Consider the following 24,510-nt stretch of genomic DNA (forward strand, 5'->3'; position numbering starts at 1 on the left):
AGCCGTTGTACCTTATTGTTTGGGCATACTCTTGCGGCGGGCATATGTGTACTCGGTGCCCGTTCTCATATTTCGTACACGCACGGTTCCTTGCTCTTTTAGGACGGTTAGGTCGTAGCGCACTCCTTTGCTTGAATCAAAAAATATGTCGTACTCCCCTTGCTCGTTCAGCATGCCGCCCTGTATTCTTGGGCTTGGCATAGCAATCGGGGCCGGCGACTCTTTTGAACCTGACGGATACGCCTGCGGATAGGGCTCTTCGGTTTTCTGCAACTTCCAGTCGGGGTTCTTCTCCCCTGGCACCGGCAGTTCCTGCGCTTGAGCTGCCGTGGCAGCTACCACTAAATAAGCCGTTAAAAGACGAAGCTTGAAAGATAATCTCATATCTATAAATCAAGAAGTTAGTTGTAGCCTTATTTGACGCAAGCAGCCTACTCAGCGTTGTGTTTCTTTTCCTGAATAAAGCTCAAAAAGTGGAAGTATGACTTTTGAGTCGTACTTCCACTTTCATTAAACTATGCATGCAGACTCAGTAATCAGCAACAATAGTGGCAGTATGACTTTGGAGTCGTACTACCACGCACGCCGCCTAAAAGAAGCCGAGCTTCTGTTGGCTATAAGAAATCAACATGTTTTTGGTCTGGCGATAGTGGGCGAGCATCATCTTGTGGTTCTCGCGGCCAAAACCCGATGCTTTGTAGCCACCAAATGGAGCACCGGCGGGATAATCGTGGTAGCAGTTGACCCACACACGGCCGGCCTGAATGGCGCGGGGCATCTGGTACAGCTCATGAGCGTCGCGGCTCCAGAGGCCGGCACCGAGGCCGTAGAGCGTATCGTTGGCCAGCTCAATGGCTTCTTCGTTGGTTTTGAAGGTAGTCACTGACAGCACCGGTCCGAAGATTTCCTCTTGGAAGATGCGCATTTTGTTGTGGCCGCGGAAGATGGTGGGCTGAATGTAGTAGCCCTCGGCCAGTTCGTCGTGCTCTTGGGTGTAAGCCTCGCCACCTACCAGCACTTCGGCCCCTTCCGCCTTCCCGATTTCGAGGTAGCTCAAAATCTTCTCGTACTGATCATTGGAAGCCTGGGCGCCCATCATGGTATCAGGGTCGAGGGGGTGACCGAGCTTAATGGCTTTTACGCGCTCAATGAGGCGGGGCATGAACTCGTCGTAAATGTCCTCGTGAATGAGCAGACGCGATGGGCAGGTGCAGATTTCGCCTTGGTTTAGGGCAAACATAGCCGCGCCTTCCAAGCACTTATCGAGGAAGTCGTCGTCGTGATCCATCACCGATTTGCAGAAGATGTTCGGCGATTTGCCCCCCAGCTCCATGGTCACGGGGATAATATTCTCGGCGGCGTATTGCAGAATGAGGCGACCTGTGGTGGTTTCGCCCGTGAAGGCAACTTTCTGTACGCGCTTGTTGCTAGCCAGCGGCTTGCCAGCCTCCAAACCAAAGCCGTTTACTACGTTGATTACCCCGGCGGGTATCACGTCTTGAATCAGTTCCATGAGCACCATAATGGAAGCAGGTGTCTGCTCGGCGGGCTTCACCACTACGCAGCATCCGGCGGCCAAAGCAGGCGCAATTTTCCAGGTGGCCATCAGAAGTGGGAAGTTCCAGGGAATAATCTGGCCTACGACGCCCAGCGGCTCCTGAATCACCAGGGAAAGAGTAGTTTCATTCAGCTCCGTGGCTGAGCCTTCTTCGGCCCGAATCACGCCGGCGAAGTAGCGGAAGTGGTCGATGGCTAGGGGCAGGTCGGCGGCCATTGTTTCGCGGATGGCTTTGCCGTTTTCTACTGTTTCTACGGCTGCCAGGTGCTCCAGATTTGCTTCCATAATGTCGGCAATCTTGAGCAGCACGTTGCTGCGAGTAGTAGCCGAGGCTTTGCCCCAAGTTTTAAATGCCTCATGGGCAGCATCCAAGGCCAACTCAATATCCTCTTTGGTAGAGCGAGCTACTTTACAAAATGCCTTGCCATCGATGGGCGAGGGGTTTTCGAAGTACTGGCCCTTTACCGGGGCCACCCACTTGCCGCCAATAAAGTTGTCGTAGTGGGATTTGAACTGGGGGCGAGCAATGAGAGTGGTGGGATTTTCTAACGTTTCCATGAGGTGGGAGTTATGAATGAAACACTTAGCCCAAGTTAGCTTTCGTTATTGCTCAAAAGTGTGTAGTATTCTCTCAGTCTTCCCGCCTATCGTCGCAAGTTTTTCTGCCCTTTCGTCTGCCCGCCATGTCCCAAGCCTACCTGCCCACGCCCGTCGCGCTGCGCCACCCCGATCAGCTCCATACTTTGGTCGAAAATCGTACGGTGTACTCGCTGGATGCTTTTGAGCTGAACATCTTCGAGACGCGCCAAACGGCCAGCAAAGTGCCGCTGAGCATGGGCAACCTAGTGCTGACTACCATGCTGCGGGGCAAAAAAGTAATGCACCTGGCAGGCCGGCCAGCGTTCGAGTATTTACCTGGCGAATCAGTAATTGTGGGCGAGCAGCAACTCATGGAAATTGATTTTCCCGAAGCCAGCGCCACCAACCCGACCCAGTGTCTGGCCCTTGCTATCCCAGCCGATACCATTCGCCAAACTGTTGACTTATTAAACGAGCGTCTGCCGCTGGCCGAAGAAAAAGCCCCCTGGAGCCTGCCCATTGCCGACAACGCTCACCTCACTAATACACCAGAGCTCACAGGCACGTTGGAGCGCCTCATTCATCTTTCCCAAGAAACCCACGCCACCAAAGACGTGCTGGCGTCTTTCACGCTCCAGGAGCTACTGATCCGGCTGATGCAAACCCAGGCCCGGCAGCTTATTTTTCACAACTACGCCCAGCATCTTACCTCCCACCGCTTTGCCCATGTGGTGCAGTATATTAAGCGCCACCTCACGGAGCAGATCACCGTGGAAAAGCTGAGCGAGCTGGCCTGCATGAGCAAGGCCACGTTCTTCCGCCTGTTCAAGCGCGAGTTCGGCCTGACGCCGGTAGAGTATGTTATTCAGGAGCGACTAGCCGAAGCCAAGCGCCTGCTGCGCAACCCGCTTACCACCGTGGCCGATGTGTGCTTTCGGGCGGGGTTCAACAATACGAACTACTTCCAGTCTCTTTTCAAGAAGTACGAGGGCATTACGCCGGGCTTGTACAAGAAGCGGTGCCGGTAGTTAGTCCTCATCAATAGTCGTATCGCCGAGGGTGTCTTTCACATACAACTCCCTCACCAGCGTAATAAGCACGACCAGAGCCGGCGTAGCAATGATAGTACCCGGCAAGCCAAACAAAACGCCCCCCAGCAACGCGCTAAGCAAGAGCAAAGTGGGCGGCACTGCTACCGTACGCTGCTGCACGATGGGCACTACCAAAAGGCTTTCTACCTGCTGTACGCCCAAATAAATCAGGGCAACATACAGCACCATTTGCGGTCCTTCCAGTACGGCCAGCAGCACGGCCGGAATAGCCGCTACAATGGGCCCAACGAAAGGCACGAAGTCAAAGACAAAAGCAATAACGGCCAGCACCAGCGCCAACGGCATTCCCAACAAAGCCAGACCGCCCCAGGTAAGCACGCCTACCACAAACATGGCAATAAACTGCCCCAGCAGCCAGCTTTCGAGCTTGTCGGCTACGCTGGCTACTACTTCCTTAGCCCGCCGCCGGTGCGCTACCGGAAAAAGGCGCGTGAAGCCATTCACGTACAAACCCGGATCGAGAGCCAAAAAAAGCCCCCCAACCAAGATTACTACCAGATTGGTGATAGTGCTAAGCGTACCGCCCACAAAGCCCGTAACTCGGCTTAGGGAAGGTGTTGGCATCTCTTCGTTCATTTGTTCCAGCACGAAGTTGCCCCATTGCGTCTCAGCCAGCTCCGACTTTATTTTCGCGATAGAAGCAGGAATTTCGGAGGAAAGCGCGCTCATCTGCTCGGATATGCGTGGGGCTACGAGTACACTAAAGCCCACGGTAGCGCCCAGAAGCAATGCTGTAGCGATGCCTACACCTGCCTTCCTAGAGATACGGTCTGAGATTTTACAAATTAGCTTGCTTAACGCGGTGAGCAATACAGCTGCCAGCACTACTCCAAACCCTAGCAGCAGAATAGGCCGACTGGCCCACAAAAACGCGAGCAGAATGCCCACAAACGTAACAATGCCCACCACAATGAGCACCCGACTAGCAAAGCTATCAGGCTGGCGGACTGGCCGAAATGGCGCCTCTGCCGGCCGGGGTTCGGGAGCCGGTCGCGTGAGGTGTGGCGGAAGATCAGGAGCAGCCGCAGTGAGCAAGGCGCGGAGTTTAGCAAGCATGCATCGGAGTTTTTCTATACTCCTTTACGCATAAGTCACTTAAAAAAGATATTTATACTGACCCACACAAGCCCTTACGGCGAAACGAGCACCAACTTTACCGCTTGTTTTTGATGGGTTCGAAGCGCGTCTCGCGGGGTTGCTTTTCGCTCAGGTATTTCCAGTAGCGCAACGGAATATGGCGTCGGTGCAGCTTCAGATTGCGGCGCTCCGGAATGTTGGCGTGGTCGAAATAGGTTTGCCAAAGCAGGCGAAACAGCGGCTCGCGCTCATCCAACACCGTGGCCGATACGTCGGTGGAGCGCTGGGGGGCTTTTTCCTCAAACTGCACGATATCGGTGCGGTGCAGGTCGTAATAGAGTCCGTAGCCACGGCGCCGGTCGAAGATCAGCCAACGCTGGTCAGCGTAGCGCTTGGTAAAGTGGGGCGCGATGAGCGGCAGCACATCAAAGTCGGGCTCAATAGTGGCGTGAAATAAGCCGTCCTGCGTTTTCTCAAAACGGACAAAAGCTTCCATGCGGTGCTTTTCGCGGAACATTTGCTTGTCGATGTCGGCCACAAGGCGCACGCTGTCGTTGGTGTAGTTTTCCGAAATATCGACCCGGCCCTTCGCCTCTACGGCTAGCTGCACGTAGCGGCAAATGATGATCTCGCGGTCAGGCCGCTCTGATAAGAATACGTGGTAGAGGCGGGCGCGGGCCTCTTTATCCATGTACTTAAGTAAACCCTGCCACACGCGGGCCGCCTTTTCCTCACTAGTGGCAATGGGCACGGTGGCCGTAAAAAGCCCCCCTTGCGCAGCCTCGGCTGGCTGAATGCTGTTGGGAAGCGTTTTGCGCTCGTACATCTCCAGCAGCACCGTCAGCAAGCCATCGAAAGAGCCGTCGTAGGTATAATCGTGGGTCATGCTGAGTATAAGCTAACAGGATGAGTGCGCAGCTGTAACTCCAACGGTGGCCGCGAGGCGTGGCGAAGTCAGAATAAACATCGCCCCACGGTCACCGTTGAGTTATTACGACGCAAGTTGGGCAGCGGCTATTGTTGGGCCTGATCCGCCGTGGCTTGCAGTTCACGGGCTACGTCGCTGAGCCGTTGGGCTAATGCGTGAAGCGGTTCAATTTGAAAGCGGTTGGCATCATCATCAATGCTGACGAGGTGCTCAGCCAGTGTATGGAGGGTGCTGGTAATTGGCGACACATCATTCCCATTTAGGTGGCCTTCCAACTGCTGTAAATCGGCGGCGATGGTATCGTAGGCAGTATCACCAGCCATTCTCAGCAGTTGGCTCCATTTATTGATATTCGCAATGGCGGGCTCAATACCGTTGGCAACGTCGCCATTGAGAATGGCAAGGGAAGCGTTTAGCAGGGCGTTTACTTCAGAACGAGGCACACTCATAAGTAGGTAGGTTTTGGTTGAACAGTCCCTTTCTTACTGCATACGTCGCTCTGAGGTTAAGAAATTAATGAATGATCCTGCTCTTCTCAGCAGCGAACAAAAAGCTAATTCGGGTCGATAGACTTTGCTTTGGCAAAAAACTGAAGCAATAGCTGATTAACGGCCGGAGCTTCTTCATGCTGAACCCAATGCGTAGCCTTATCGAAATAAGTAAGCCGGCCAGCTTCGCACCAAGCCAGGCTTTCTTGCGCTAGGTTGGCATTCAGAAAGGCGTCTCTTTTACCCCAAATAATATGCACCGGAACCCGTACCCGAGCCGGTAGCTTCAGCTGCCGGGCATACCGGGCGGCTGCCCTGTACCAGTTGATCATACTGGTCATGGATTTCGGGCGCGCCCAAGCCGCCCGGTAAAATCCTAGATCCTCTTTGCTAAAAGCCCCCCGGCGACTAGTGCCCCTGAGGGTATGCTCCGCCAGTTGGTATTTGTTGAAGCCCATCAACTTTTCGGGTGCCCAAGGCAACTGAAAGAAGAAGATGTACCAGCTCTTACTTAGTTGGCGAGGGCTACGCCGCAACTCATCGGCCAAAGCCTGTGGATGCGGCACATTCAAAATACATACTCGAGCTACCCGGTCGGGGTAGTAAGCGGCTATATTCCAGGCCACTAATGCCCCCCAGTCGTGGCCAACTAGGTAAGCGCGCTCGTGACCGGCCGCGTCAATCAGGCCTAGCACATCGGCCACCAGTGCCGTCATTTTGTAGGCCACGACGGCGGTTGGCTTATCGCTCAGATTGTAGCCACGCTGGTCAGGCGCCCACACGCGGTAGCCCGCCTCGGCCAAGACCGGAATCTGGCGGCGCCAGCCATACCAGAATTCCGGAAAGCCATGCAGCAGAATAACCAGCGGACCATCTTTAGGTCCGCTTTGCACGACGTGCAGCGTTATGCCGTTGGTCGGGACGTAATGATGTTCGAGGTCGTATTGCACTTCCCCCTTTACCCACTGATGGGTTAAGAGGTTGCCGTTCAGCTACCTCTACCCACTCAGCAGCTTAGGCAGCCTCAGGTCGCGACTCGCTTTGGGCGGCGTTGGCGCGGACACTTTCATGGAGTTGCCGCACTAGCGGAAGTAAGTCGCTGAGTTTGCAGCAGCAGGCCAAACGAGCCACTTTGAGGTTTTTTGAGGATTCTAAGAGTGCGGCCGACGCGTCGGCGCCGCGGTGAGAAACAGTCATGGTAGTAGTTGTTGGTCGCTAAAGTTTGTTCAGTATGCAGAGCCGCAACACGGCGTCAGGGTGGCAGAATCAGGTAAAAAGGCAAAAGATATTCCGGCGCAGTACCCTCAGAAAGTAACTACCAAGAGTTACTGCGCCGAATTTTACTATTACTTATAAGGCATATCAGACACTAAGATGATGCCGGGTTTCATGCTTTAATTCAATTTTAAGCTTATAAATTGGATACTTTATTCTTCAAGAAGCTTGAGCGAACAAATCAAGCTGTTGGGTAACTAGAGCCGAGCGTACTGCCCCGGAGCCAAATAAGATCTGACGGCGCAGGCTTTGCTCATCATATTCACGACTGTCGAGCGCTTGGCCGCGGCAGGTAAGAAAGAACTTTGCCCGCTTGAGCACCACTCCAAACTTGTGCAAATGATCTAGGGTGAGCGGAGCAAAGCGCCGAGCCGCCACGATACGCTTAGCCGAGCGCGCACCTACACCGGGCACCCGAAGGATCATCTCGTAATCGGCCGTTTGCACGTCAACTGGAAACACGTGGCGGTTGCGCAAGGCCCACGCCAGTTTCGGATCAATCTCTAAATCCAGATGTGGATGCTGAGGGTCCAGAATTTCATCCGCTTGGAATCCGTAAAAGCGAATCAGCCAGTCGGACTGGTACAAGCGGTGCTCCCGAATGACAGGCGGACGGGTGAGTTGGGGCAGGCGAGCATCGTCGGTTACGGGTACGTAGCCAGAGTAGTATACACGCTTCAAGCCGTAGCCTTTATAAAGCGAATCGGAAAGCTGCAGAATCTGATGGTCGTTCTCATCGGAGGCGCCTACAATAAGCTGAGTGCTCTGACCAGCAGCGGCAAAAGCTGGTACTTTTTTAAACAGCGCCTTCTCCTCCTTATTCTGCACAATGCCCTGATGAATCTGCTTCATCGGGGTCAAAATCTCTTTGTAGTTTTTCTCGGGAGCCAAGTTCTGCAAGCTCAGCTCCGAAGGCAACTCAATATTCACGCTCAAGCGGTCGGCGTACAAGCCGGCTTCCGCAATAAGCTCAGGCGAGGCACCAGGGATGGTCTTGACGTGGATGTAACCGTTGAACCTGTGCTCTTGGCGCAACTTCTTAACAATGCGCACCAGCCGCTCCATGGTATAGTCGGAATCTTTGAAAATACCGGAACTCAAGAACAACCCTTCGATGTAGTTTCGACGGTAGAAGTTCATAGTGAGGTCCACGACTTCGTCCACGGTAAAGGCGGCGCGCTTCACGTCGTTGCTGCGCCGCGAGACGCAGTAGGCACAGTCAAAAATGCAATAGTTGGTCAGCAGGATCTTGAGCAGCGACACGCACCGGCCGTCTTCGGTGTAGCTGTGACAGATGCCCATGCCCTCGGCGTTGCCCAAGCCTTTGTTCTCGTTCTTACGCTTGCCCCCGCTGCTGGAGCACGAAACATCGTACTTCGCGGCGTCTGCCAAAATACTTAGTTTTTCCTGAATCCGTTCGTTCATTCGAGGGCCTTTGATGGCTTAAAAATAGCAACTAGACTTTATATACGCAATAGTACATTAAGCTAATTTTTTTAGGAAAGGTTTCACAAAGCATCTTTAAAATGCTCGCTCGCGCTACCTTTTTTGCCCCCAGACCAGTGCTTAACTACGATGGAACACTGCCGGTTTTCTGCCGTTGATTTAAGATCTTATCACCCAAATTTCTTTCTGCTTACGCCTTTAAGCTGCCTGCTTCGTACCTGCTGTACGCGCGGCGATGTTTGTATCTTGCAGGTTGCCGTTTGGCTATTGTGTCATGATTTTTTTATGCTTGCTTGCCTAGCGTCTGCTTTCCTTATGCTGCACCGGAAATGGTGGCGGCTGGTGCTGCCGTTAGTATTGCTGGCGGGCGCGGCTCACGCACAGGACCCCACGCCTCCGGTCGTTGACTCGGTGCGTACGCAGCCCGAAACTCGCGCTGACTCCCTGCGCCGCCGCTTCGATGAAGAGCGCATACTTACTGGCTTGAAGGCTTATGCTGAGCGTAAAACTCTTGCGGGCAAAGCGCTGGATGCCTTATTCAATTTCACTGCCCGCGCTGAGGAGCGAGCAGGCCTCGATGCTACCCTGCTCGACCGGCAGTACAATCAGCACAACTACAAGATTGTGCGCAGCATCAATATCACGCCGCTCGATGCTTTTGGCTACCGAATCAATGACCCCAACCGCCTGCCGCGCAACTTTTTGGAGAAGGGCGGAAATGCGCTGCACATCACCACCGCGCGTTCCCGGGTGCGCCAGTTGCTGCTGTTTCGGGTAGGCGAAGAGCTAGGACCGCAGGAGCTAACCGAGTCGGAACGTATTCTGCGTCAGACCAGTGAGCTGCTCGATGCCCGTGTGTTTGTGAATGAAGCTACCACCACGGCCGACAGCGTGGACGTGCAGATTATTACTAAGGATGTATTCAGCCTGAGCGGCTCCCTGCAGATTCGCGACGTGGACGCGGCCGTTATTGGCCTCAACGACATCAATTTTTTGGGGCTCGGGCATCAGTTTCGCAACCGCTACGAATACGGGCGGGCCAGCCCCCAGCCGTGGCGCTATCAGGGCAGCTACCTTGTGCCTTTTCGCAACTTTATAAACGCCCAGGTCCGCTACCGCAATGAGTACGAGAACAAGGAAGTAGGCGCGTACGTGGCCCGCGACTTCGTGTCCATCAACACGCAGTACGCCGGCGCCGTAGCCCTGGATTTCTACGACCGGCTTATCCAGCTTCCCCAATTGCCCCCCATCGATCCGTCTCGACGGGAGCGCTTACGCTACAGCACCCGCGACGTGTGGATTGGCCGGGCCCTCAATCTCAAGAGCTACGACCTGGGCTACGATAATCCTGCTCGCTTTGTAGTATCAGGCCGTTTTTTGAACACAACGTATACTGAGCGCCCCATTGAGGACTATGCCGATGCCAGCCTATTTCTGGGCACCGTTGGCTATAGTGTCCGGCATTACTATAAGGACAAATATCTTTTCGGCTTCGGTCGTACCGAGGACGTTCCAACGGGTACGCTGCTAAGTCTCACCGCTGGCTACGAACTCAATGAGCTCGGTAACCGGCGCTACTACGGCTTGCGGGCGTCCAGTGGCTTGTATAGTGTGCGCCGGGGCTACTTGTATCTGAGCGGGGAGTATGGCTCCTTTGTGCGCCAGCGCGACCGGGACTGGCAACAAGGCTTGCTGAGTACGCAGGTGCTTTTTTTCACGCGCCTCTATAACACCGGTAATTACCAGTGGCGTCATTTTCTGTGGAACCGCATGGATCTGGGCTTCGACCGGCGCCCCGGTGAGCAGCTCTTATCCATTGAAGGTGAGCGAGGCCTGCGCGGCTTCCGCACCGACGGCACGTTGCGCGGCACTAGCCGCTTTGTGGTCAACTATGAGGCGACCATGTATACGCCGGTATCTTTTCTGGGCTTTCGCCTGGCCGGCGTAGCTTTTGCCGATGTGGCCTGGCTGGCCACTACGCCTGGGCGCGAATCGCCGTTCATTGACAAGCCTTTTACTGGCATTGGGCTTGGGCTGCGCTTCCGCAACGAATACACGGCCCTGCGCACCATTCAAATTCTGTTTGGCTTCTACCCACGCGGCCAACTGACCAATAATGGCTACCGCATATTTGAGAGTTCGGGCGCTTATTATGATTTCAGCGACTTCAACTTTACCCGCCCCGGCGTAGCGCCGTATCAGTAACAAACGGACTTCATATTCATAGCAAACAGCGCTAAGAATACCCGTTTTATCTTCTTTCCCCGTATTCTAAGGGTTAAAGAGCGGAAAGGCCGACGGATTTGCCCCCCAGACCAGCTATAGCATCAACCCAGCGGCCATCCGTACCTTCGCTCACTAACTCTCTCACCCATTACCTGTATACCCTATGCTTGCCCTCGGCGACTATAACGAACTAGAAGTAGCCCGCGCCGTGGATTTCGGCCTCTACCTTACCTCCGACGATGGCGATTTGCTGCTGCCTAGCAAGTACGTACCCGAAGGAACTCAAATTGGCGACTGGCTGCGCGTATTCGTGTACCGCGACTCCGAAGACCGCCTTATTGCCACCAACCTAGAGCCGTTGGCGAAAGTAGGCGAATTCGCAGCTCTCACCGTCCGCGACGTATCCTCGAATGGCGCTTTCTTGGATTGGGGCCTCGAAAAAGATCTATTTCTCCCTTACCGCAACCAGCGCCAAGCCTTGCGCGTCGGTCAGCGGGCTACAGTTTACGTGTATATCGACGAGACTTCGGACCGCATTGTGGCGTCGTCTAAGTGGGAGAAGTATTTACCCCAAGAAGAATTCGCGGGCCATCCCGGCGACGAAGTGCAGCTATTCGTAGCTCAAGACACGGACTTAGGCTACACGGTAATAGTAAACGGCGCCCATCTTGGTTTGCTGTATCATAATGAGGTATTTCGGCCCTTGCGCCTCGGCGACAAGCTCCCCGGCTACGTGCGCCAAATCAGGCCCGATGGCAAGCTGGATGTGAGCTTGCAAAGAGCTGGCTACGACGAAGCCCTGGCTGCCACCGAAACCATTCTGACGGCCCTGCGTGCCAACAGCGGCACCTTGCCCTTATCTGATAAAAGCGAGCCCGACGATATCTATCGGCGCTTAGGAATGAGCAAGAAGGTGTTTAAAAAAGCCCTCGGCACCTTATATAAGCGCGGCCAGGTGCAACTTGGCCCCGACGAAACCCGACTACTAGAGCAGGAATAAGTAACGGAAGGCCTACTTATCCGCTGGAGCCTAAAGTTAGTGTCGTTGGCAGCTACCAGGTGCTGCTTGGCACTCTTTTACGGCTTCTTTACTATCAAACGGTGATTTTATCGTAGGAGGGAAAAAAGCTTTCTGCCCTTCCGGTTCTCTGCCTTCATACGCACCATGACACCTCAAAAAACTGCTCTTATCGCCGGCGCCAGCGGCCTGATTGGCAGCCAGCTCCTGACCTTATTACTCGCCTCCGACCGCTACGCCAAAGTTATCGTTGTAGGTCGGCGGCCCGTACCGCTGGTACACCCCAAGCTAGAGCAGCGCGTAATAGAATTCGATCAGCTGGAGCAGCACCGCTTGTCCCTTATTGCCGACGATGTATACTGCTGCCTGGGCACCACGATGCGGCAGGCTGGCTCAAAAGAAGCATTTTACAAGGTCGATTACTTGTATGTAGTAAAGCTGGCGGCCCTAACGGCAGCTAATTTTGCGGCTCAGTTCCTCGTGGTGTCCGCCATGGGCGCCGATGCCAACGCGAGCATTTATTACAACCGGGTAAAAGGTGAAATGGAGGATGCCGTGCGCAAAACTCCCTTTCGGGCCATTCACATTTTTCGGCCTTCGCTTCTACTCGGCAACCGCACGGAGAAGCGGCTGGGTGAGCAGATTGGGGCTGTTTTGCTGGGCCTGCTCCGACCATTATTGCTGGGGCCACTGCGTAAGTATCAGCCCATTGAGGCCGCTACGGTGGCCCGCGCCATGCTGAGTGCGGCCGAAGAAGACGGCGGTGGCATCCGAGTGCACTTGTCGGATGAAATAGCTGCTGTGCGCTGAAAACGCCAAATCCGGCCATTTCCAGCACGGATTTTGCACTTTTGGGGTAGCAATTGCTTTTTAACCCCAATTAACAGCCATGAAGTTTTTTTACCGCTTACTCATTTTTACGCTTATTATTGGTACCACTGCTCAGGCCCAAAGTAAAAAAGGCAGCGGCGGAGCCGGCTACAACACCGGAATTGGCCTGAGAGCCGGTGGCTATTCTTCGGGTCTTACCGTGAAGCATTTCATGAGTGGCAAGAACAACGTGGCTTTGGAAGGTTTACTCACTACCGAGTACGCTGCCAAGGGCGGCCGGCTTACCTTGCTGTTGGAAAAACACTTGCCTGTAAGTGACATTAAAGGCCTTCAATTCTACTACGGAGCCGGCGGCCATGTTGGCTCTTACAGCGGGCGCTACTACTTTGCCGACCGACGCTACTACGGTAAGAAAGGCAAGGACTATTACGTCGTCTATTACCGTGAAGACCGTAACTACGTTGCCTTCGGTGCTGACCTGATTCTGGGTCTGGAGTACAAGATGCCCGATCTGCCCTTCGTTGTTGGCGTGGACTACAAGCCCTTTTTCGAAGTATTCGACGGCGTAACAGGCTTGTACTCGGATGCAGCTTTCAGCTTGCGCTTTGTTTTCTAGAACAATGCCTTAGGGAATCTAGTAAATCACAAAAAAGCCCCCCAGAGTATTTCTGGGGGGCTTTTTCGTTAAATAGATAACCTTTAGCGAATCCGGCCGCGTGAATGGCCATAGGAGCGGCCGTCGCGCAGGGGCTGGCGGACATCTTGGCGATAATAGCCCGGACGCGGCCGAACAATGACGGGTCGTGGCCGGGGCCTTACCACAACAGGCGGCCGCTCCACCACTACCACTCGCGATGGACGGTGGTAGTAAGGCCGGGCCCGATATCCGTAATAAGGCCGTGGCGGTGGGTAGTAAGCGGGGCCCGCGGCTACCACTACGCCCGGTTGGGCGGCAGTTACACAACCAGTCAGAAGTTCAGCCGAGCACAATAGTGCTATCAATATCACAGGTACTCTGAGTAGCTTTTTCATCGTCTAGTTAGCGGCACCTTTGTACAGTCACCACTAGTATTTAGACGCAGATCTTTGGTTGAGGTTTAATACGAAGCCTCAAAAAAAGTCGATTTTCTAATGACAACTTCCTGATCTGCAAGGAAGAGCGCACTTATCAGCCTAGGCACCTACTCTTCAGCCAGGAGTGTGTTGGGGGCTTTTTGCACCTCTTTTACATAAGAAAGTCAAGGAGGTAATTTGGCTTTGATTAGGCTGCAAAGCAAAACGCCTGCTGCTCTAATGAGCAACAGGCGTTAAGAGGTAAAACGCGGGTTGAGGTTACTTTTTGCCGTACTCGTCGTTTAGGCGCTTGAGCACAGGGGCCGTCACGTCGAGGTCTTTGCGGCTGTAGGCAATAGAGCCGCCGGGCTGCGCAATCAGAATAAACTGGTAGCCGTTCTCTTTGCCATACTGCTCCACCAACTTATTCACGCGAGTGAGTACTTGCTGACTCATTTTGGCTTCTTCTTCGGCGGCTTGGCGCTGTAGCTTCTGCTGCTCCTGCGCCACTTGCTGCTCCTGCTGCTGAAGCTGCTGCTCGGTGGCGGCGCGCTGCTCGGGCGTGAGGCTGGCAGCCTGCGACTGGTATTTCTGCACGGCGGCCTGGAAGCCCGTTACAAGCTTATTATTCTGGCTTTCCCAGCCTTTGGCTTTCGTTTCAAAGTTGCGGCGCGCCACCTGCATTCCCTTGTAGCCATCCAGCAACTTGCTCGACTCTACGTAACCAATCTTAAAGGCAGCGGGGGCAGCGGCAACTGCGGCGGCAGGAGCAGCCGTTGTGGTGGTTGTGGTAGTATCCTCGTCGGCTGCAGTGGTGGTGCTATCGGTGGCGGCAACGGCCGCGGTGGGGGCAGCGGCGGGCACGGTGGCTGGTTTCTGGGCGAAATGCAGATAGAATAAGATGGCCACGGCAACGGCCAACACTGCATTGAGAGCTAAAAGCAACGAATTCGTTTTCATTCAAAGGGTTATAAGCGGCCGACACCCCGCCGGCACCCCAAAGAAACGCAGAAACCGGGAGGTTGTGAAATAAGGCATCTAATTGAGCACCTTGGCTACCCTTCAGCTTCGGCCCCCACGCCGAGCAACCAGGTTTATACCTGGTCGTCGTCTTGGTTGGCCGCAGTAGAGGGCATTTCGGCGGAGGCAGGCCAATGACTTGAGCGGCTGGGGGGCAAATCCTGGGGCCAGGCAATGTGCACCAGCGCGTCGCCCTGATTTACCACCGGCATATGATTTAACCCAATCACGTAGCCCGCAGTTGGCGACTCCAGGCGCACCGTGCCTTCTCCGTATGGGTCGGCTACGCTACCGTACACTTCGCCTTTTTCCAGAAACTGCCCATTCTTCACGTGGCTACGAAAAAGGCCCGCAAATTTGGCCCGCAGCCAGCTATGGCGCCGGCACACGATACTTGGTTGTGCAGCCGGCACCGAGTCAGGAGCCATGCCCAGATGGTGCAATACTCGAAATGTGCCCGCAATAGCCAATTCAATTCCGTTCTCATCGAGGCGGAGCGACTCGCCAGTTTCATACACGATAATGCGCCGCCCCTGCTGCATGGCAGCCTCCCGCAAAGAGCCCGGCCGCAGAGCTGCGTGCAGGGTAAAGGGCGCGGCAAAAGCCGCTGCCAACGCATCCGTTTGGGCATCTTCTCCTAGCAGACAGCGCACCTGAGGCATATTGGCCCTAGCCGCACCGCCGGTATGAAAGTCGATACCGTAGTCAATCAAAGGCATGATTTCGCGCATAAACCGGTGCGCTACTCTGCTTGCCAGCGACCCGCGCGGATTGCCAGGAAAACTGCGGTTCACGTCCTTACCATCGGGCACCTCGCGGGAGAAGTTGAGAAACCCGTAGATATTGAGGATGGGAATGGCGATGATAGTGCCGCGCAAAGGCTGCAATAACTCACGGCGCACTAAGCGGCGAATCGTTTCGATGCCGTTTACCTCGTCGCCGTGCATGCCCGCCATCAGCAGCACCGTCGGTCCTGGTTCCTGGGCCCGATACACATAAACTGGAATATCAATTACGGTGCGGGAAGGCAGGCGCGAAATCACTAGTCGCGTCAGCACCCGCTCGCCCGGCCGGATGACCAAGCCATTAATCAGCATATCAGTCGGGCCGTAGGTGTGGGGCAAGGGCTGGATAGTTAGGTGAAAGGTAAAGCGATGCAAATCTTGCTGCGTTTACCCAAAAAACTGAACAATACTGTCCGTAAGTACGGCTGGGGGGCTTTTTGGGTGCTGCTCGCGAAGCATAAAACTACTTCGCTGTAGCCTCTACCCTACTACGTCGGGCTGGGTATCGGGCTGGGGGGCTTTTCGGGAAGCTTTCTTGCTGTTGTCCTTGCGTTTGCTGTGTGCCAGCTCAGCTGTGTACTCAATGATTTTGCCGGCAATATCAAGGCCCGTGGCTTTCTCAATCCCTTCTAAGCCCGGCGACGAGTTCACCTCCAAAACCAGCGGGCCGCGCTTGCTCTGAAGCATATCGACACCCGCAATACCGAGACCCAAGGCTTTGGCTGCCAGCAAAGCAGCCGCTTTTTCGGCCCGACTCAGCTTGACCAGCTTGCCCGAGCCACCCCGGTGCAGGTTGGAGCGAAACTCGCCTTCCTTGCCCTGCCGCTTCATGGCCCCTACCACTTCGCCATTGACCACAAATGCCCGCAGATCGGCGCCTTTGCTCTCGGCAATAAACTCTTGCACAATAATGCGCGCCTTTAGGTTATGAAAAGCCTCAATCACCGATTGAGCGGCTTTTTCGGTTTCGGCCAGCACTACCCCCAGGCCCTGTGTGCCTTCCAGCAGCTTGATAATGACAGGGGCGCCACCCACTTGCTTTATCATTTCGGGCACCTCGTCGGAGTAGTTGGTGAAGGCGGTTTTGGGCATACCCACGCCAGCCCGCGCCAGTATCTGCATGGAGCGCAGCTTATCGCGTGAGCGCACAATAGCTTGGCTATCAATAGCCGTGCGCACCTTCATCATTTCAAATTGACGTACTACGGCCGTACCATAAAAGGTAACCGAGGCCCCAATACGGGGAATAATGGCGTCGAAGTCGGTGAGCTTTTTGCCTCCGTAAATAATACCTGGTGAGCCTTTTTCCAGCACTAAGTTGCAGTGCAAATGGTCCACGACCTCTACCTGATAACCGCGTTGAGTTGCAGCTTCCACCAGGCGCTTCGTGGAATATAGCTTCGGCTCACGCGAGAGAATGGCCAGTTTCATTAGAAGGATAGGTCAGGAGTGAATTGGGTAGTAGAATCAGGGCAGCAAGGAATAGCCTAATCAATCGAAGGCCGCGGATGTTTGGCGACCCGCTGACTTTTGTATGACAAATGTAGGCGGGCAACATCAACTACTAGTTGAGCTTGCCTTAATAAAGACCGACCTATGAGTACCGGGTAGCGCATATCGGAGCGGTCGGACAGGGAAAACTCAGCAGGAATATCTTCCCCAAATAACTGAATAACTGTCTGAATAACATAGCGTTCCTGCACTTCACCGTTGGAGCTTTTGATGTCGCGCAGCAAGAAATTTTCAAATTCCAGCGGCTGCCCATCAAAATTTGGATGTGAGGGGTCGAGCAGGAGCACACGCAGCATTTCGCGGCCATCAGGCAGAGTCTCGACGTGAATATTGGAGCAGTGAATGGCCCCCGTATAAGCACCTGTATCTACTTTTGCCTCTACGCCTCGCAGCTGAAACTGTGGAAAATCCACCAATTCCCGCCGTCCTACCACTCGTTTCGAAACCTGCTTTTTTATCATTGAGCTGGGATGGTGAAGTAATGAGCGATGAAATGGTGAGTTTGACGTTTTAGTTGTTACGGTGCTTGTGTAGTCGGCGCTGCAAGAACGCCAAACTCACCATTTCACCACTAGCTATTTACTCTTATCTCACCTCTATCCTTTGTAGCTGATGCGGTATACGGCATCGTTCTGGTCATCGGACACGAGCAGAGAGCCATCGGGCAGCTCCAACAGCGCCACGGGGCGCCCCCACGACCGACCGTTTTGTAGCCAGCCTTCGGCAAAGGTCTCGTAGGCGGTGGTTTTCTTGCCGCTAGCGTCGAGGCGCACCAGCGTGATACGGTAGCCAATCTTGTTGCTACGGTTCCAGGAGCCGTGCTCGGGGATAAAAATCTGGTTGCGGTACTGAGCCGGAAACGCTTTACCTGCATAAAACGCCATGCCCAGCGGGGCTACGTGGGGGCCTAGTTTGCGGGCTGGACCGGCGTAGTCGGTCGCTTTTTTGCCCGCGCCAAATTTCGGATCCATGATGTCGCCGGCGTGCACATACGGAAAGCCAAAGTGCATTCCCGGCTGTGGGGCCCTGTTCAGTTCGCAGGGCGGAATATTATCGCCGAGCATGTCGCGGCCGTTGTCAGTAAACCACATTTCTTTCGTGAGGGGGCTCCAGTCGAAGCCTACTGTGTTGCGCACGCCCTTCGCGAATATCTCCAGGCCAGTCCCGTCGGGGTTCATACGGTTGATGGTTGCGAAGATGGGCTCTTCGGGCTCACACACGTTGCAGGGCGCACCTACGGGCACATATAGCTTCCCATCGGGGCCGAAGGCGATGTAACGATAGCCATGGTGGTCCCGGTTGGGCAATTGATCATATACCACCGCAGGCTTAGGTTTCTGCTTCAGCTTCTGGGCAATGTTATCGTAGCGAATAATGCGGTTGATTTCGCCCACGTACAAAGCACCGTTGCGTACTGCTACCCCGTTGGGCGCGTTCAGGCCGCTGGCAATGGTGATGACCTCATCGGCTTTGCCGTCTTTATTGCGGTCGGGCAGGGCGTATACTTTGTCGCCCCGGGTGCCCACGTACACCGTGCCATCGGGACCGAGGGCCATCTCACGGGCGCTGCCTACATTCTGGGCGAAGTAGCTGATGGTGAAGCCGGGGGGCAGTTTTATTTGAGCCAGCTCGGCGTCCGGCGCGGCGGGCCGCTCGGTTGTAAAAGCCAGCACCAATGGGCTTAGCAATAAAGGCAGAAAGAAAAGGCGAGGGCGCATAAAGGGTATGACTGGGATGAACACTTTCTATTACGAACTGGGGGGCATTTTTACCTAAACCCTAAACGTTGTCGGACGTTCCCAAAAAATGCCGCCAGCCGGCAAAGCCTTCTCATTGTATTTGCATCACTTTTATGAGTTCCTCACACTCTACTATTGATTGGCGTTCCCAGGCGCAGGCTTTTGGCCGTATTTTGCTCTACCAAGGCGACATTACAACCCTCGACACAACTGCCATTGTGAATGCGGCCAACTCTTCCCTGCTGGGCGGAGACGGCGTTGATGGCGCTATTCATCGGGCTGGGGGCCCCCAAATTCTGGAAGAGTGCAGGCAAATTCGGGCTCAGCAGTATCCCAACGGCCTTCCGACCGGTCAGGCAGTTTTGAGCACTGGGGGGCAATTACCCGCCGCAAAGGTTATTCACACAGTCGGACCTATTTGGAAGGGAGGCAGTAAAAACGAGCCAACACTATTGGCCGACTGCTACCGCAGTTGCCTGCGCCTCGCGGCCGAACATGAGCTGCATAGCATCGCTTTTTCGGGCATAAGTTACAGGTGTTTATGGCTACCCCAAACCCGAAGCGGCAAGCATTGCCGTACGTGAAGTACGGGCGTTTTTGGAAACGTATGCCTTACCCACTGAGGTCGTTTTTGTGGTGTTCGACGCGGATAGTAAGCGCTTGTATGAGCAGGAACTGGCCGCTAGGCAATAAGCTCCGGGTGGCGGCGCAGATAAGCCGCTACGTCATAGATCAGGCCGGCGTGCCCGGCCTCTAACAGCACCGTTTGCGCTTGCCGCAGCGACCCAATAAACTGCTGCAAGCCCGCGTGCGGAATCACTCGGTCGTATTTGCCCAGAAAGAACGTGACGGGCACCTGATGCTCATTCAGGTTGCGGGCTAAGTCTTTCAAGTTGAATACTAGCAGCCGAAACCCCACCCAGCTCCGGTACACGCGCAGGCGCTTTTCGCGGCTTTCCAGTTGCCATTGGGCAAAGCGCACCAAGTTGGTGTCAACTACGCGGCGCTGACCCAGTGCATCGATGAACCGAAGTAGGCGCTGCGGACGCAGCACTGCCCGCCCTAGTATACCGCGCATCCAGGGCGGATACGTGGCCAGTGAATACCAGAACTGTCGTTGCAGCCCGTCGGGGGCAATCAGCCAGACTTGCTGCACCCGCCCGTGGAAATGCTCTACCGCCGTGAGGGCAAATTTGGCCCCCATGCTGAAAGCCAGTAGACTAAAGGTGTCGATGTTTTTCTCAGCCAAAAATTCAGCTAATAGCTCCCCGAGGCGCTTTTTGGTCAGTGGCGCATCAGCTTTGGCTAGGTGGCTTTGGCCATGATAAAATAAGTCGAAGGCATAAATAGTAGCCGCGTTGCCCAAAACAGCGGCTACGCTGCGCCAGTGACCTTCGCTCTGCCCGTAGCCGTGAAAAGCCAACACTACCCGCGGGCCCGTACCGTATGACTGATAATGTAGAGTCGTTTTCAAAGAAAGCCGCTAATAAGTCTTTCCGATAAGGGAGAAACGCCTGATTTGGTGCCCTACCAGCAAACGATTTACTACGTCTTTCAGCCTAACATAGCCAGCTTCGGCACGAGGCAAATTTTAACGTTCTTCCTTGCTTCTTCCATTACTTATAGTCGTGATACGCCGCCCGAAACCACAAACTTCATGACCTCGCTGCTCGGCAAATCCAGGAAAGTCACGTTTTCCTTAGGCACCAGAAACAGCTCCCCGGAGAAGTTGTAAGAGTGCGGGCAATACACGGCCACAAGATCGGGGCGGCTGGCGGGCTCCATGCTATCCTGGGTTACAAACCCCATCTTAAAGATCTTGGCTTCCTGATTGATGCACATCACCACGGGGCAATTAAACTTCTGATTATCACCTACAAAGGCATCGAACAGATCTTTGAGGCTGGAGTAAATAATGCTCACCAGAGGCGTGCGGTGCAAGATGCGCTCAGCAATAATCAGAAACGGCCGCACCATGAACGACTTGGCCACAAAGCCTACGATGGTCAGCAATATCATTGCTGTCAGTAACCCAATCCCGGGGGGTACATTGTCCATCCGAAATAGGCTATCCAGCCACCGGATTGTCGCGAAGAGAATATAGATGGTTAGCCCCACCGGGGCCACAATCAGAAAACCATTGAGGAAGTAAGTAAAGAGCTTGCGCATAGAGTAGCGGAGAAAAAAGAATGCCCGACCAGAAGAAACCGGCCGGGCAAATAACGATGATGTAAGACAGAAATCCGTGCGCCCTACGCAACCGCCACAGCTACCTGCTCGATGCGGTCGGCTACGCGCTGCATCAGCCACATAGGTGTGCTGGTGGCGCCGCAAATCCCGACGGAGTTAACGCCCACAAACCAGTCCTCATTTAGCTCCTGCTCATTCTCGACGAAATAGCTGCGTGGGTTGGTTTGGTTTACTACCGTAAACAGTGCCTTGCCATTGGAGCTTTTGCGCCCACTGACGAAAATCACAATGTCGTGCTCAACGGCAAACTTGGCCAAAGCCGGTTCACGGTTGCTTACCTGCCGGCAGATGCTGTCGTTGGCGTCGAAGCTATCCAAACTGCCCCCCGCGGCGGCAATGCGTTCCTCAATGAGCTGCTTCATGCGGTAGAAGCCGGCGGTGCTTTTAGTCGTCTGGCTAAACAAGGTAACGGGGCGCGCAAAATCAATTTGATCGAGGTCAGCCTCTGTCATCACGATGAGCGCCCGATTCCCAGTCTGGCCAGCCAGACCGGTAACTTCGGCATGGCCCGGTTGCCCATAAATGACAATCTGACCCTCATGGCGCTGGCTGACATCATAGGCGTGCTTCACCCGGTTTTGGAGCTTCAGCACTACTGGGCAAGAAGCGTCAATTAGCTCCAGGTTGTTGCGCAGGGCCAGTTCGTAGGTTTCGGGCGGCTCACCGTGGGCCCGAATAAGTACTTTGCTATCGTGTATCTGCTGAAGCTGTTCGCGGTCAATGATGCGCAGGCCCCGCTGGTGCAGGCGTTCCACCTCCATGCGGTTGTGCACAATATCGCCCAGGCAATACAGGGTCGACTCATGCTCCAACTCATCTTCAGCCATTTGAATGGCGAACTCAACGCCAAAGCAATAGCCCGAATTTTTATCAATAGTGATGTTCATGGCAGAGGAAATATATCGATAGCGGCCGCTGCAACTTTAGTGCCCCAACTAACTACCTACAACGTAAGCCCTTGTTCATTTTTTTGGCATTTACAAACCTAAGCTCCTGCGTAAGACGAAGTTCAGTGCAGAAAAATGCCCTTTATAAGCCATAGCCTTAACTTATCTATGACGATAGGCCAGCAGAGACTGTGGAGGTCTGTTTACCCCAAAACTTATTATTCAGTACGGCTGCATTTCTGCTCTACGTATGCCGCGCCGTGGGGGGCATTTCTTCGGTGCTGGGCATCGTGAAGTTGCCAGTTGCCAGCGAAAAAAGCGTAGCCGATACGCGCTCCAGCACGAAGTCTACCTGCTCATCAATGGTGATGTGAGTAGTATCCAGCAGCACCGCGTCGGCGGCGCGGCGCAGGGGGCTTTCGGCCCGGGTAGTATCGAGGTAGTCGCGCTTGGTGAGGTTGTCGATAATCTCCTCCACTTTCACATGTTCTCCACTCACTGCCAACTCCTCTTGTCGGCGTAGGGCGCGCACGCCGGTTTCGGCCGTCATAAATACTTTCACTTCGGCATCCGGAAATACGGTGGTTCCGATGTCGCGGCCGTCCATCACAACACCCCGCTTCCGACCCATGCGCTGCTGCTGACGCACTAAGGCGTGGCGCACGGCCGGAATAACGGACACCTCACTCACCGAGTTGGAGATGTACATCTGCCGGATTTCATCCTCCCGGATTTCGCCATCGAGGCACAGTTCGTTGCGCCCAGTGCGGCGGTTGCGCTTAAAAGAGATATGCATATCGTGCAGGGCCTGCTCGATACGGGGCAAATCGTCGAAAGCAATTTTGTGTTCGAGCAAATACAGGGTCACGGCCCGGTACATAGCGCCCGTGTCAATGTAGGCATAGCCCAACTCGGCGGCTACGGCTTTGGCGGTAGTGCTTTTACCGCACGAAGAGTAGCCGTCGATGGCAATGACGATTTTTCTCATGGGGAAGTCGTTCGGCGCGAGGGCAAGGGGACGGGAATCCAAGTTCGGCGACGAGGGGTGGCAGCCGCCACTAAGCGGGTGGGCAGAGAGTAGAAGAGTACCATTACAGCCTCGTCCGCACCATGCACTAGCTGCCGCTCCACGTAGCTGAACGGATTCACAAAGGTACAACCAGCTATCTGTACTCCTACCAACCCAGAGGCGTCGCGGTGCCAGTAGCCACCAAAACTACGGATTATGCACTCCCCCAGAAAGCAGCCTAGTGCATTTACTACTCCAGCTTTGGCCTCATAGTTTATGCCAGCACGCTCACGGTCAATGAACTCCGCGAGCCGGCGCACTGCTAACTCATCAAAGGAGGCAATATTTAAATTTTGCCGCACGGCTTCAGCGGCGCTTCTTAGCTCTTCCATTATAGCAAAAAAGTTGCATCCGATAACCGCTTCAAAGCAGAGCCGAAACAAAAATTACCGAATAGGTTAAGCTTTAAAACTACAAAAGAAGAGGATGAATATTCGGAGAAAGTATATTAATTAAATCCAACTTTTACGTGAAGCCTCAGCTTTCAACCACTCCGGGATCTGCTCAAAGAACTGCATTACTGAGCTTGCCAGTCCATTCGTTAGCTGCTGCTCCACTCGATAGAATGGATTCAGAAACAACTTATTATGTAAGCCTATGCCTGTGGTACCATCTGGGCCGGCGGCCCACTCGCCTTGATAGGTTTGCGCGATACACTCCCCCAGAAAGCAACCTAAGGCATTAATCACGCCCTCGCGGCTTTCGGCGGGCAAGTGGGCCCGCTGGCCTTCAATAAAGTCAGAGAGGCGATGCACACCGACGGCATCAAAGCTATTGACCTGCAATTGTTGGCGCACGGCATCAGCGGCGGCGTGGAGGGCGGTTAAAGGGTTTTGCTCGGGGGGCATTTTTGCGAGTTACAAGTTTGAAGGCAACATCAGCGGCCGTCTTATAGAATGGTTTACTTTCCGGCAGGCGCTGATTGATACCGCTTCCAGTTCACGTAAGACTCCAGAATCTGGGGGGCATCTTTTAGTTCTAGTGTGCTTTTAGTCAGCTGTTTGGCTAGCAGCGGGTGGTCGCCCACGTACTTAAGCATGAACTCACGGAACTCACGTGGTTTGGCAGGTACTATCACTGGGGTATCCGCTCCCCGGTACAGCACCTTATATGACTTCGAGGCAACAGTATTTGGTCGGAAGTACACGTAGTGGCTCAGGGAGAACTCACCCCCACGGTACAGCTGTTGCGCAAACCCAGCCGTAATATGTTCAGCGGGCTCCGGAATATCGAAGTTGCGGATGATGCCAAACGTGTCCTTGCCTGCTACAAACCGTTGAACCTCGTCGGTAGAGAATTCTCGCTGCCCCTGCTTCTTGGCCTCTTTGCCCGCCCCGATAATGGCCACTCTATCGTAGTGAATAACCCATTTCCCCTCTTTCCAAGTGCCATCAGTTAGCTGATAACTTCCGCTCCGAAAATCAGGGTCTGTTCCACTACGAGCTTGATTTACCAAATAAATTAATGGTAATACTTGTCCCTGACAAAGCGGAGCTGCTGCGCTCGTCGCGGCAAGCAAAGCAGTAGTAAGCAACGCAGGGTGACAGTGTTTCATAGATATGACTTCAATGATGTTCCAATATGGCAAAGAAGCGGAAATGATGTCTTAAAGTAATTTATCCGTTAAACTTAATATGTAGGCATGACCTCTGAGCAA

At 54.2% G+C, this 24,510-nt stretch carries 27 protein-coding genes; 6 read left to right on the forward strand and 21 right to left on the reverse strand.

What is annotated here, in order from left to right:
* Positions 1–12 precede the first annotated feature (12 nt).
* Together ACW9KT_RS14995 and ACW9KT_RS15000 are read right to left on the reverse strand one after the other, a co-directional pair.
* Positions 13–384: a hypothetical protein gene (locus ACW9KT_RS14995; RefSeq protein WP_457081789.1), complete on the reverse strand. Its 372-nt coding sequence runs from the start codon at positions 382–384 to the stop codon at positions 13–15.
* A gap of 205 nt (positions 385–589) precedes the next feature.
* The gene (locus ACW9KT_RS15000) at positions 590–2,116 is read right to left on the reverse strand and encodes an aldehyde dehydrogenase family protein (RefSeq protein WP_457081791.1); all 1,527 of its coding nucleotides are present in this window, start codon (positions 2,114–2,116) and stop codon (positions 590–592) included.
* Positions 2,117–2,241: 125 nt separating this feature from the next.
* Here ACW9KT_RS15000 and ACW9KT_RS15005 point away from each other — a divergent pair, with 125 nt between their 5' ends.
* Entirely contained in the window at positions 2,242–3,165 is a 924-nt protein-coding gene (locus ACW9KT_RS15005) for an AraC family transcriptional regulator (RefSeq protein ID WP_457081793.1), read from the forward strand.
* Here ACW9KT_RS15005 and ACW9KT_RS15010 read toward each other — a convergent pair whose 3' ends face one another.
* From ACW9KT_RS15010 to ACW9KT_RS15035, 6 genes are all read right to left on the reverse strand, one after another.
* Positions 3,166–4,305, reverse strand: coding sequence for an AI-2E family transporter (locus ACW9KT_RS15010; protein ID WP_457081795.1), 1,140 nt, complete (start codon positions 4,303–4,305; stop codon positions 3,166–3,168).
* A gap of 97 nt (positions 4,306–4,402) precedes the next feature.
* The gene (locus ACW9KT_RS15015; protein WP_457081797.1) at positions 4,403–5,212 is read right to left on the reverse strand and encodes a TIGR03915 family putative DNA repair protein; all 810 of its coding nucleotides are present in this window, start codon (positions 5,210–5,212) and stop codon (positions 4,403–4,405) included.
* Positions 5,213–5,340: 128 nt separating this feature from the next.
* Entirely contained in the window at positions 5,341–5,703 is a 363-nt protein-coding gene (locus tag ACW9KT_RS15020) for a hypothetical protein (protein ID WP_457081799.1), read from the reverse strand.
* A 104-nt stretch (positions 5,704–5,807) separates the two neighbouring features.
* Positions 5,808–6,692: an alpha/beta fold hydrolase gene (locus ACW9KT_RS15025; RefSeq protein ID WP_457081801.1), complete on the reverse strand. Its 885-nt coding sequence runs from the start codon at positions 6,690–6,692 to the stop codon at positions 5,808–5,810.
* 64 nt (positions 6,693–6,756) lie between these two features.
* Positions 6,757–6,939 carry a hypothetical protein gene (locus tag ACW9KT_RS15030; protein WP_457081803.1) on the reverse strand — a complete coding sequence of 61 codons (183 nt, stop codon included), beginning with the start codon at positions 6,937–6,939 and terminating at the stop codon, positions 6,757–6,759.
* A 237-nt stretch (positions 6,940–7,176) separates the two neighbouring features.
* Positions 7,177–8,442 carry a putative DNA modification/repair radical SAM protein gene (locus ACW9KT_RS15035; RefSeq protein WP_457081805.1) on the reverse strand — a complete coding sequence of 422 codons (1,266 nt, stop codon included), beginning with the start codon at positions 8,440–8,442 and terminating at the stop codon, positions 7,177–7,179.
* 336 nt (positions 8,443–8,778) lie between these two features.
* On the opposite strand from ACW9KT_RS15035, the gene ACW9KT_RS15040 reads away from it, so the two are divergent.
* The 4 genes from ACW9KT_RS15040 to ACW9KT_RS15055 all read left to right on the forward strand — a co-directional run bounded on the left by ACW9KT_RS15040 (position 8,779) and on the right by ACW9KT_RS15055 (position 13,154).
* Positions 8,779–10,668 carry a hypothetical protein gene (locus ACW9KT_RS15040; protein ID WP_457081807.1) on the forward strand — a complete coding sequence of 630 codons (1,890 nt, stop codon included), beginning with the start codon at positions 8,779–8,781 and terminating at the stop codon, positions 10,666–10,668.
* Between the two features lie 184 nt (positions 10,669–10,852).
* Complete coding sequence (locus ACW9KT_RS15045; RefSeq protein WP_457081809.1) at positions 10,853–11,689, forward strand: CvfB family protein; 837 nt, start codon at positions 10,853–10,855, stop codon at positions 11,687–11,689.
* A 165-nt stretch (positions 11,690–11,854) separates the two neighbouring features.
* Complete coding sequence (locus tag ACW9KT_RS15050) at positions 11,855–12,517, forward strand: NAD-dependent epimerase/dehydratase family protein (protein ID WP_457081811.1); 663 nt, start codon at positions 11,855–11,857, stop codon at positions 12,515–12,517.
* 79 nt (positions 12,518–12,596) lie between these two features.
* Positions 12,597–13,154, forward strand: coding sequence for a hypothetical protein (locus ACW9KT_RS15055; RefSeq protein WP_457081813.1), 558 nt, complete (start codon positions 12,597–12,599; stop codon positions 13,152–13,154).
* An 83-nt stretch (positions 13,155–13,237) separates the two neighbouring features.
* Here ACW9KT_RS15055 and ACW9KT_RS15060 read toward each other — a convergent pair whose 3' ends face one another.
* From ACW9KT_RS15060 to ACW9KT_RS15085, 6 genes are all read right to left on the reverse strand, one after another.
* Positions 13,238–13,570, reverse strand: coding sequence for a hypothetical protein (locus ACW9KT_RS15060; RefSeq protein WP_457081815.1), 333 nt, complete (start codon positions 13,568–13,570; stop codon positions 13,238–13,240).
* A gap of 300 nt (positions 13,571–13,870) precedes the next feature.
* On the reverse strand, positions 13,871–14,551 hold the full coding sequence (locus ACW9KT_RS15065; protein WP_457081817.1) for an OmpH family outer membrane protein: 681 nt from the start codon (positions 14,549–14,551) through the stop codon (positions 13,871–13,873).
* Between the two features lie 134 nt (positions 14,552–14,685).
* Positions 14,686–15,735 (reverse strand): succinylglutamate desuccinylase/aspartoacylase family protein, encoded by a 1,050-nt coding sequence (locus ACW9KT_RS15070; protein ID WP_457081819.1) that lies wholly within the window; start codon positions 15,733–15,735, stop codon positions 14,686–14,688.
* A 141-nt stretch (positions 15,736–15,876) separates the two neighbouring features.
* Complete coding sequence (gene rimK, locus ACW9KT_RS15075; protein WP_457081821.1) at positions 15,877–16,827, reverse strand: 30S ribosomal protein S6--L-glutamate ligase; 951 nt, start codon at positions 16,825–16,827, stop codon at positions 15,877–15,879.
* 56 nt (positions 16,828–16,883) lie between these two features.
* Positions 16,884–17,369: an ATP-dependent zinc protease family protein gene (locus tag ACW9KT_RS15080; protein WP_457081823.1), complete on the reverse strand. Its 486-nt coding sequence runs from the start codon at positions 17,367–17,369 to the stop codon at positions 16,884–16,886.
* A 135-nt stretch (positions 17,370–17,504) separates the two neighbouring features.
* Entirely contained in the window at positions 17,505–18,626 is a 1,122-nt protein-coding gene (locus ACW9KT_RS15085) for a PQQ-dependent sugar dehydrogenase (RefSeq protein ID WP_457081825.1), read from the reverse strand.
* 134 nt (positions 18,627–18,760) lie between these two features.
* Here ACW9KT_RS15085 and ACW9KT_RS15090 point away from each other — a divergent pair, with 134 nt between their 5' ends.
* Positions 18,761–19,231, forward strand: coding sequence for a macro domain-containing protein (locus ACW9KT_RS15090; RefSeq protein WP_457081827.1), 471 nt, complete (start codon positions 18,761–18,763; stop codon positions 19,229–19,231).
* A 98-nt stretch (positions 19,232–19,329) separates the two neighbouring features.
* Here the strand turns inward: ACW9KT_RS15090 and ACW9KT_RS15095 are convergent, their stop codons facing one another.
* The 7 genes from ACW9KT_RS15095 to ACW9KT_RS15125 all read right to left on the reverse strand — a co-directional run bounded on the left by ACW9KT_RS15095 (position 19,330) and on the right by ACW9KT_RS15125 (position 24,408).
* The gene (locus tag ACW9KT_RS15095) at positions 19,330–20,121 is read right to left on the reverse strand and encodes an alpha/beta fold hydrolase (protein WP_457081829.1); all 792 of its coding nucleotides are present in this window, start codon (positions 20,119–20,121) and stop codon (positions 19,330–19,332) included.
* A 146-nt stretch (positions 20,122–20,267) separates the two neighbouring features.
* Positions 20,268–20,816, reverse strand: a complete 549-nt coding sequence (locus tag ACW9KT_RS15100; RefSeq protein WP_457081831.1) for a DUF502 domain-containing protein — start codon at positions 20,814–20,816, stop codon at positions 20,268–20,270.
* A gap of 83 nt (positions 20,817–20,899) precedes the next feature.
* Positions 20,900–21,784, reverse strand: a complete 885-nt coding sequence (locus tag ACW9KT_RS15105) for a 4-hydroxy-3-methylbut-2-enyl diphosphate reductase (protein ID WP_457081833.1) — start codon at positions 21,782–21,784, stop codon at positions 20,900–20,902.
* A 244-nt stretch (positions 21,785–22,028) separates the two neighbouring features.
* Positions 22,029–22,772: a (d)CMP kinase gene (cmk, locus tag ACW9KT_RS15110; protein ID WP_457081835.1), complete on the reverse strand. Its 744-nt coding sequence runs from the start codon at positions 22,770–22,772 to the stop codon at positions 22,029–22,031.
* Complete coding sequence (locus ACW9KT_RS15115; RefSeq protein WP_457081837.1) at positions 22,769–23,185, reverse strand: hypothetical protein; 417 nt, start codon at positions 23,183–23,185, stop codon at positions 22,769–22,771. The genes cmk and ACW9KT_RS15115 overlap by 4 nt, the downstream gene beginning before the upstream one ends.
* Before the next feature lie 120 nt (positions 23,186–23,305).
* Positions 23,306–23,701 carry a hypothetical protein gene (locus ACW9KT_RS15120; protein ID WP_457081839.1) on the reverse strand — a complete coding sequence of 132 codons (396 nt, stop codon included), beginning with the start codon at positions 23,699–23,701 and terminating at the stop codon, positions 23,306–23,308.
* Between the two features lie 53 nt (positions 23,702–23,754).
* On the reverse strand, positions 23,755–24,408 hold the full coding sequence (locus ACW9KT_RS15125; RefSeq protein WP_457081841.1) for a hypothetical protein: 654 nt from the start codon (positions 24,406–24,408) through the stop codon (positions 23,755–23,757).
* Positions 24,409–24,510: the final 102 nt, after the last annotated feature.

It is taken from the genome of Hymenobacter sp. HD11105 (assembly GCF_054051685.1).

Coding starts and splice junctions, on each gene's coding strand:
- ACW9KT_RS14995 (WP_457081789.1), bottom strand. CDS start 384: ATGAGATTATCTTTCAAGCTTCGTCTTTTAACGGCTTATTTAGTGGTA.
- ACW9KT_RS15000 (WP_457081791.1), bottom strand. CDS start 2,116: ATGGAAACGTTAGAAAATCCCACCACTCTCATTGCTCGCCCCCAGTTC.
- ACW9KT_RS15005 (WP_457081793.1), top strand. CDS start 2,242: ATGTCCCAAGCCTACCTGCCCACGCCCGTCGCGCTGCGCCACCCCGAT.
- ACW9KT_RS15010 (WP_457081795.1), bottom strand. CDS start 4,305: ATGCTTGCTAAACTCCGCGCCTTGCTCACTGCGGCTGCTCCTGATCTT.
- ACW9KT_RS15015 (WP_457081797.1), bottom strand. CDS start 5,212: ATGACCCACGATTATACCTACGACGGCTCTTTCGATGGCTTGCTGACG.
- ACW9KT_RS15020 (WP_457081799.1), bottom strand. CDS start 5,703: ATGAGTGTGCCTCGTTCTGAAGTAAACGCCCTGCTAAACGCTTCCCTT.
- ACW9KT_RS15030 (WP_457081803.1), bottom strand. CDS start 6,939: ATGACTGTTTCTCACCGCGGCGCCGACGCGTCGGCCGCACTCTTAGAA.
- ACW9KT_RS15035 (WP_457081805.1), bottom strand. CDS start 8,442: ATGAACGAACGGATTCAGGAAAAACTAAGTATTTTGGCAGACGCCGCG.
- ACW9KT_RS15040 (WP_457081807.1), top strand. CDS start 8,779: ATGCTGCACCGGAAATGGTGGCGGCTGGTGCTGCCGTTAGTATTGCTG.
- ACW9KT_RS15045 (WP_457081809.1), top strand. CDS start 10,853: ATGCTTGCCCTCGGCGACTATAACGAACTAGAAGTAGCCCGCGCCGTG.
- ACW9KT_RS15050 (WP_457081811.1), top strand. CDS start 11,855: ATGACACCTCAAAAAACTGCTCTTATCGCCGGCGCCAGCGGCCTGATT.
- ACW9KT_RS15055 (WP_457081813.1), top strand. CDS start 12,597: ATGAAGTTTTTTTACCGCTTACTCATTTTTACGCTTATTATTGGTACC.
- ACW9KT_RS15060 (WP_457081815.1), bottom strand. CDS start 13,570: ATGAAAAAGCTACTCAGAGTACCTGTGATATTGATAGCACTATTGTGC.
- ACW9KT_RS15065 (WP_457081817.1), bottom strand. CDS start 14,551: ATGAAAACGAATTCGTTGCTTTTAGCTCTCAATGCAGTGTTGGCCGTT.
- rimK (WP_457081821.1), bottom strand. CDS start 16,827: ATGAAACTGGCCATTCTCTCGCGTGAGCCGAAGCTATATTCCACGAAG.
- ACW9KT_RS15080 (WP_457081823.1), bottom strand. CDS start 17,369: ATGATAAAAAAGCAGGTTTCGAAACGAGTGGTAGGACGGCGGGAATTG.
- ACW9KT_RS15085 (WP_457081825.1), bottom strand. CDS start 18,626: ATGCGCCCTCGCCTTTTCTTTCTGCCTTTATTGCTAAGCCCATTGGTG.
- ACW9KT_RS15090 (WP_457081827.1), top strand. CDS start 18,761: ATGAGTTCCTCACACTCTACTATTGATTGGCGTTCCCAGGCGCAGGCT.
- ACW9KT_RS15100 (WP_457081831.1), bottom strand. CDS start 20,816: ATGCGCAAGCTCTTTACTTACTTCCTCAATGGTTTTCTGATTGTGGCC.
- ACW9KT_RS15105 (WP_457081833.1), bottom strand. CDS start 21,784: ATGAACATCACTATTGATAAAAATTCGGGCTATTGCTTTGGCGTTGAG.
- cmk (WP_457081835.1), bottom strand. CDS start 22,772: ATGAGAAAAATCGTCATTGCCATCGACGGCTACTCTTCGTGCGGTAAA.
- ACW9KT_RS15115 (WP_457081837.1), bottom strand. CDS start 23,185: ATGGAAGAGCTAAGAAGCGCCGCTGAAGCCGTGCGGCAAAATTTAAAT.
- ACW9KT_RS15120 (WP_457081839.1), bottom strand. CDS start 23,701: ATGCCCCCCGAGCAAAACCCTTTAACCGCCCTCCACGCCGCCGCTGAT.
- ACW9KT_RS15125 (WP_457081841.1), bottom strand. CDS start 24,408: ATGAAACACTGTCACCCTGCGTTGCTTACTACTGCTTTGCTTGCCGCG.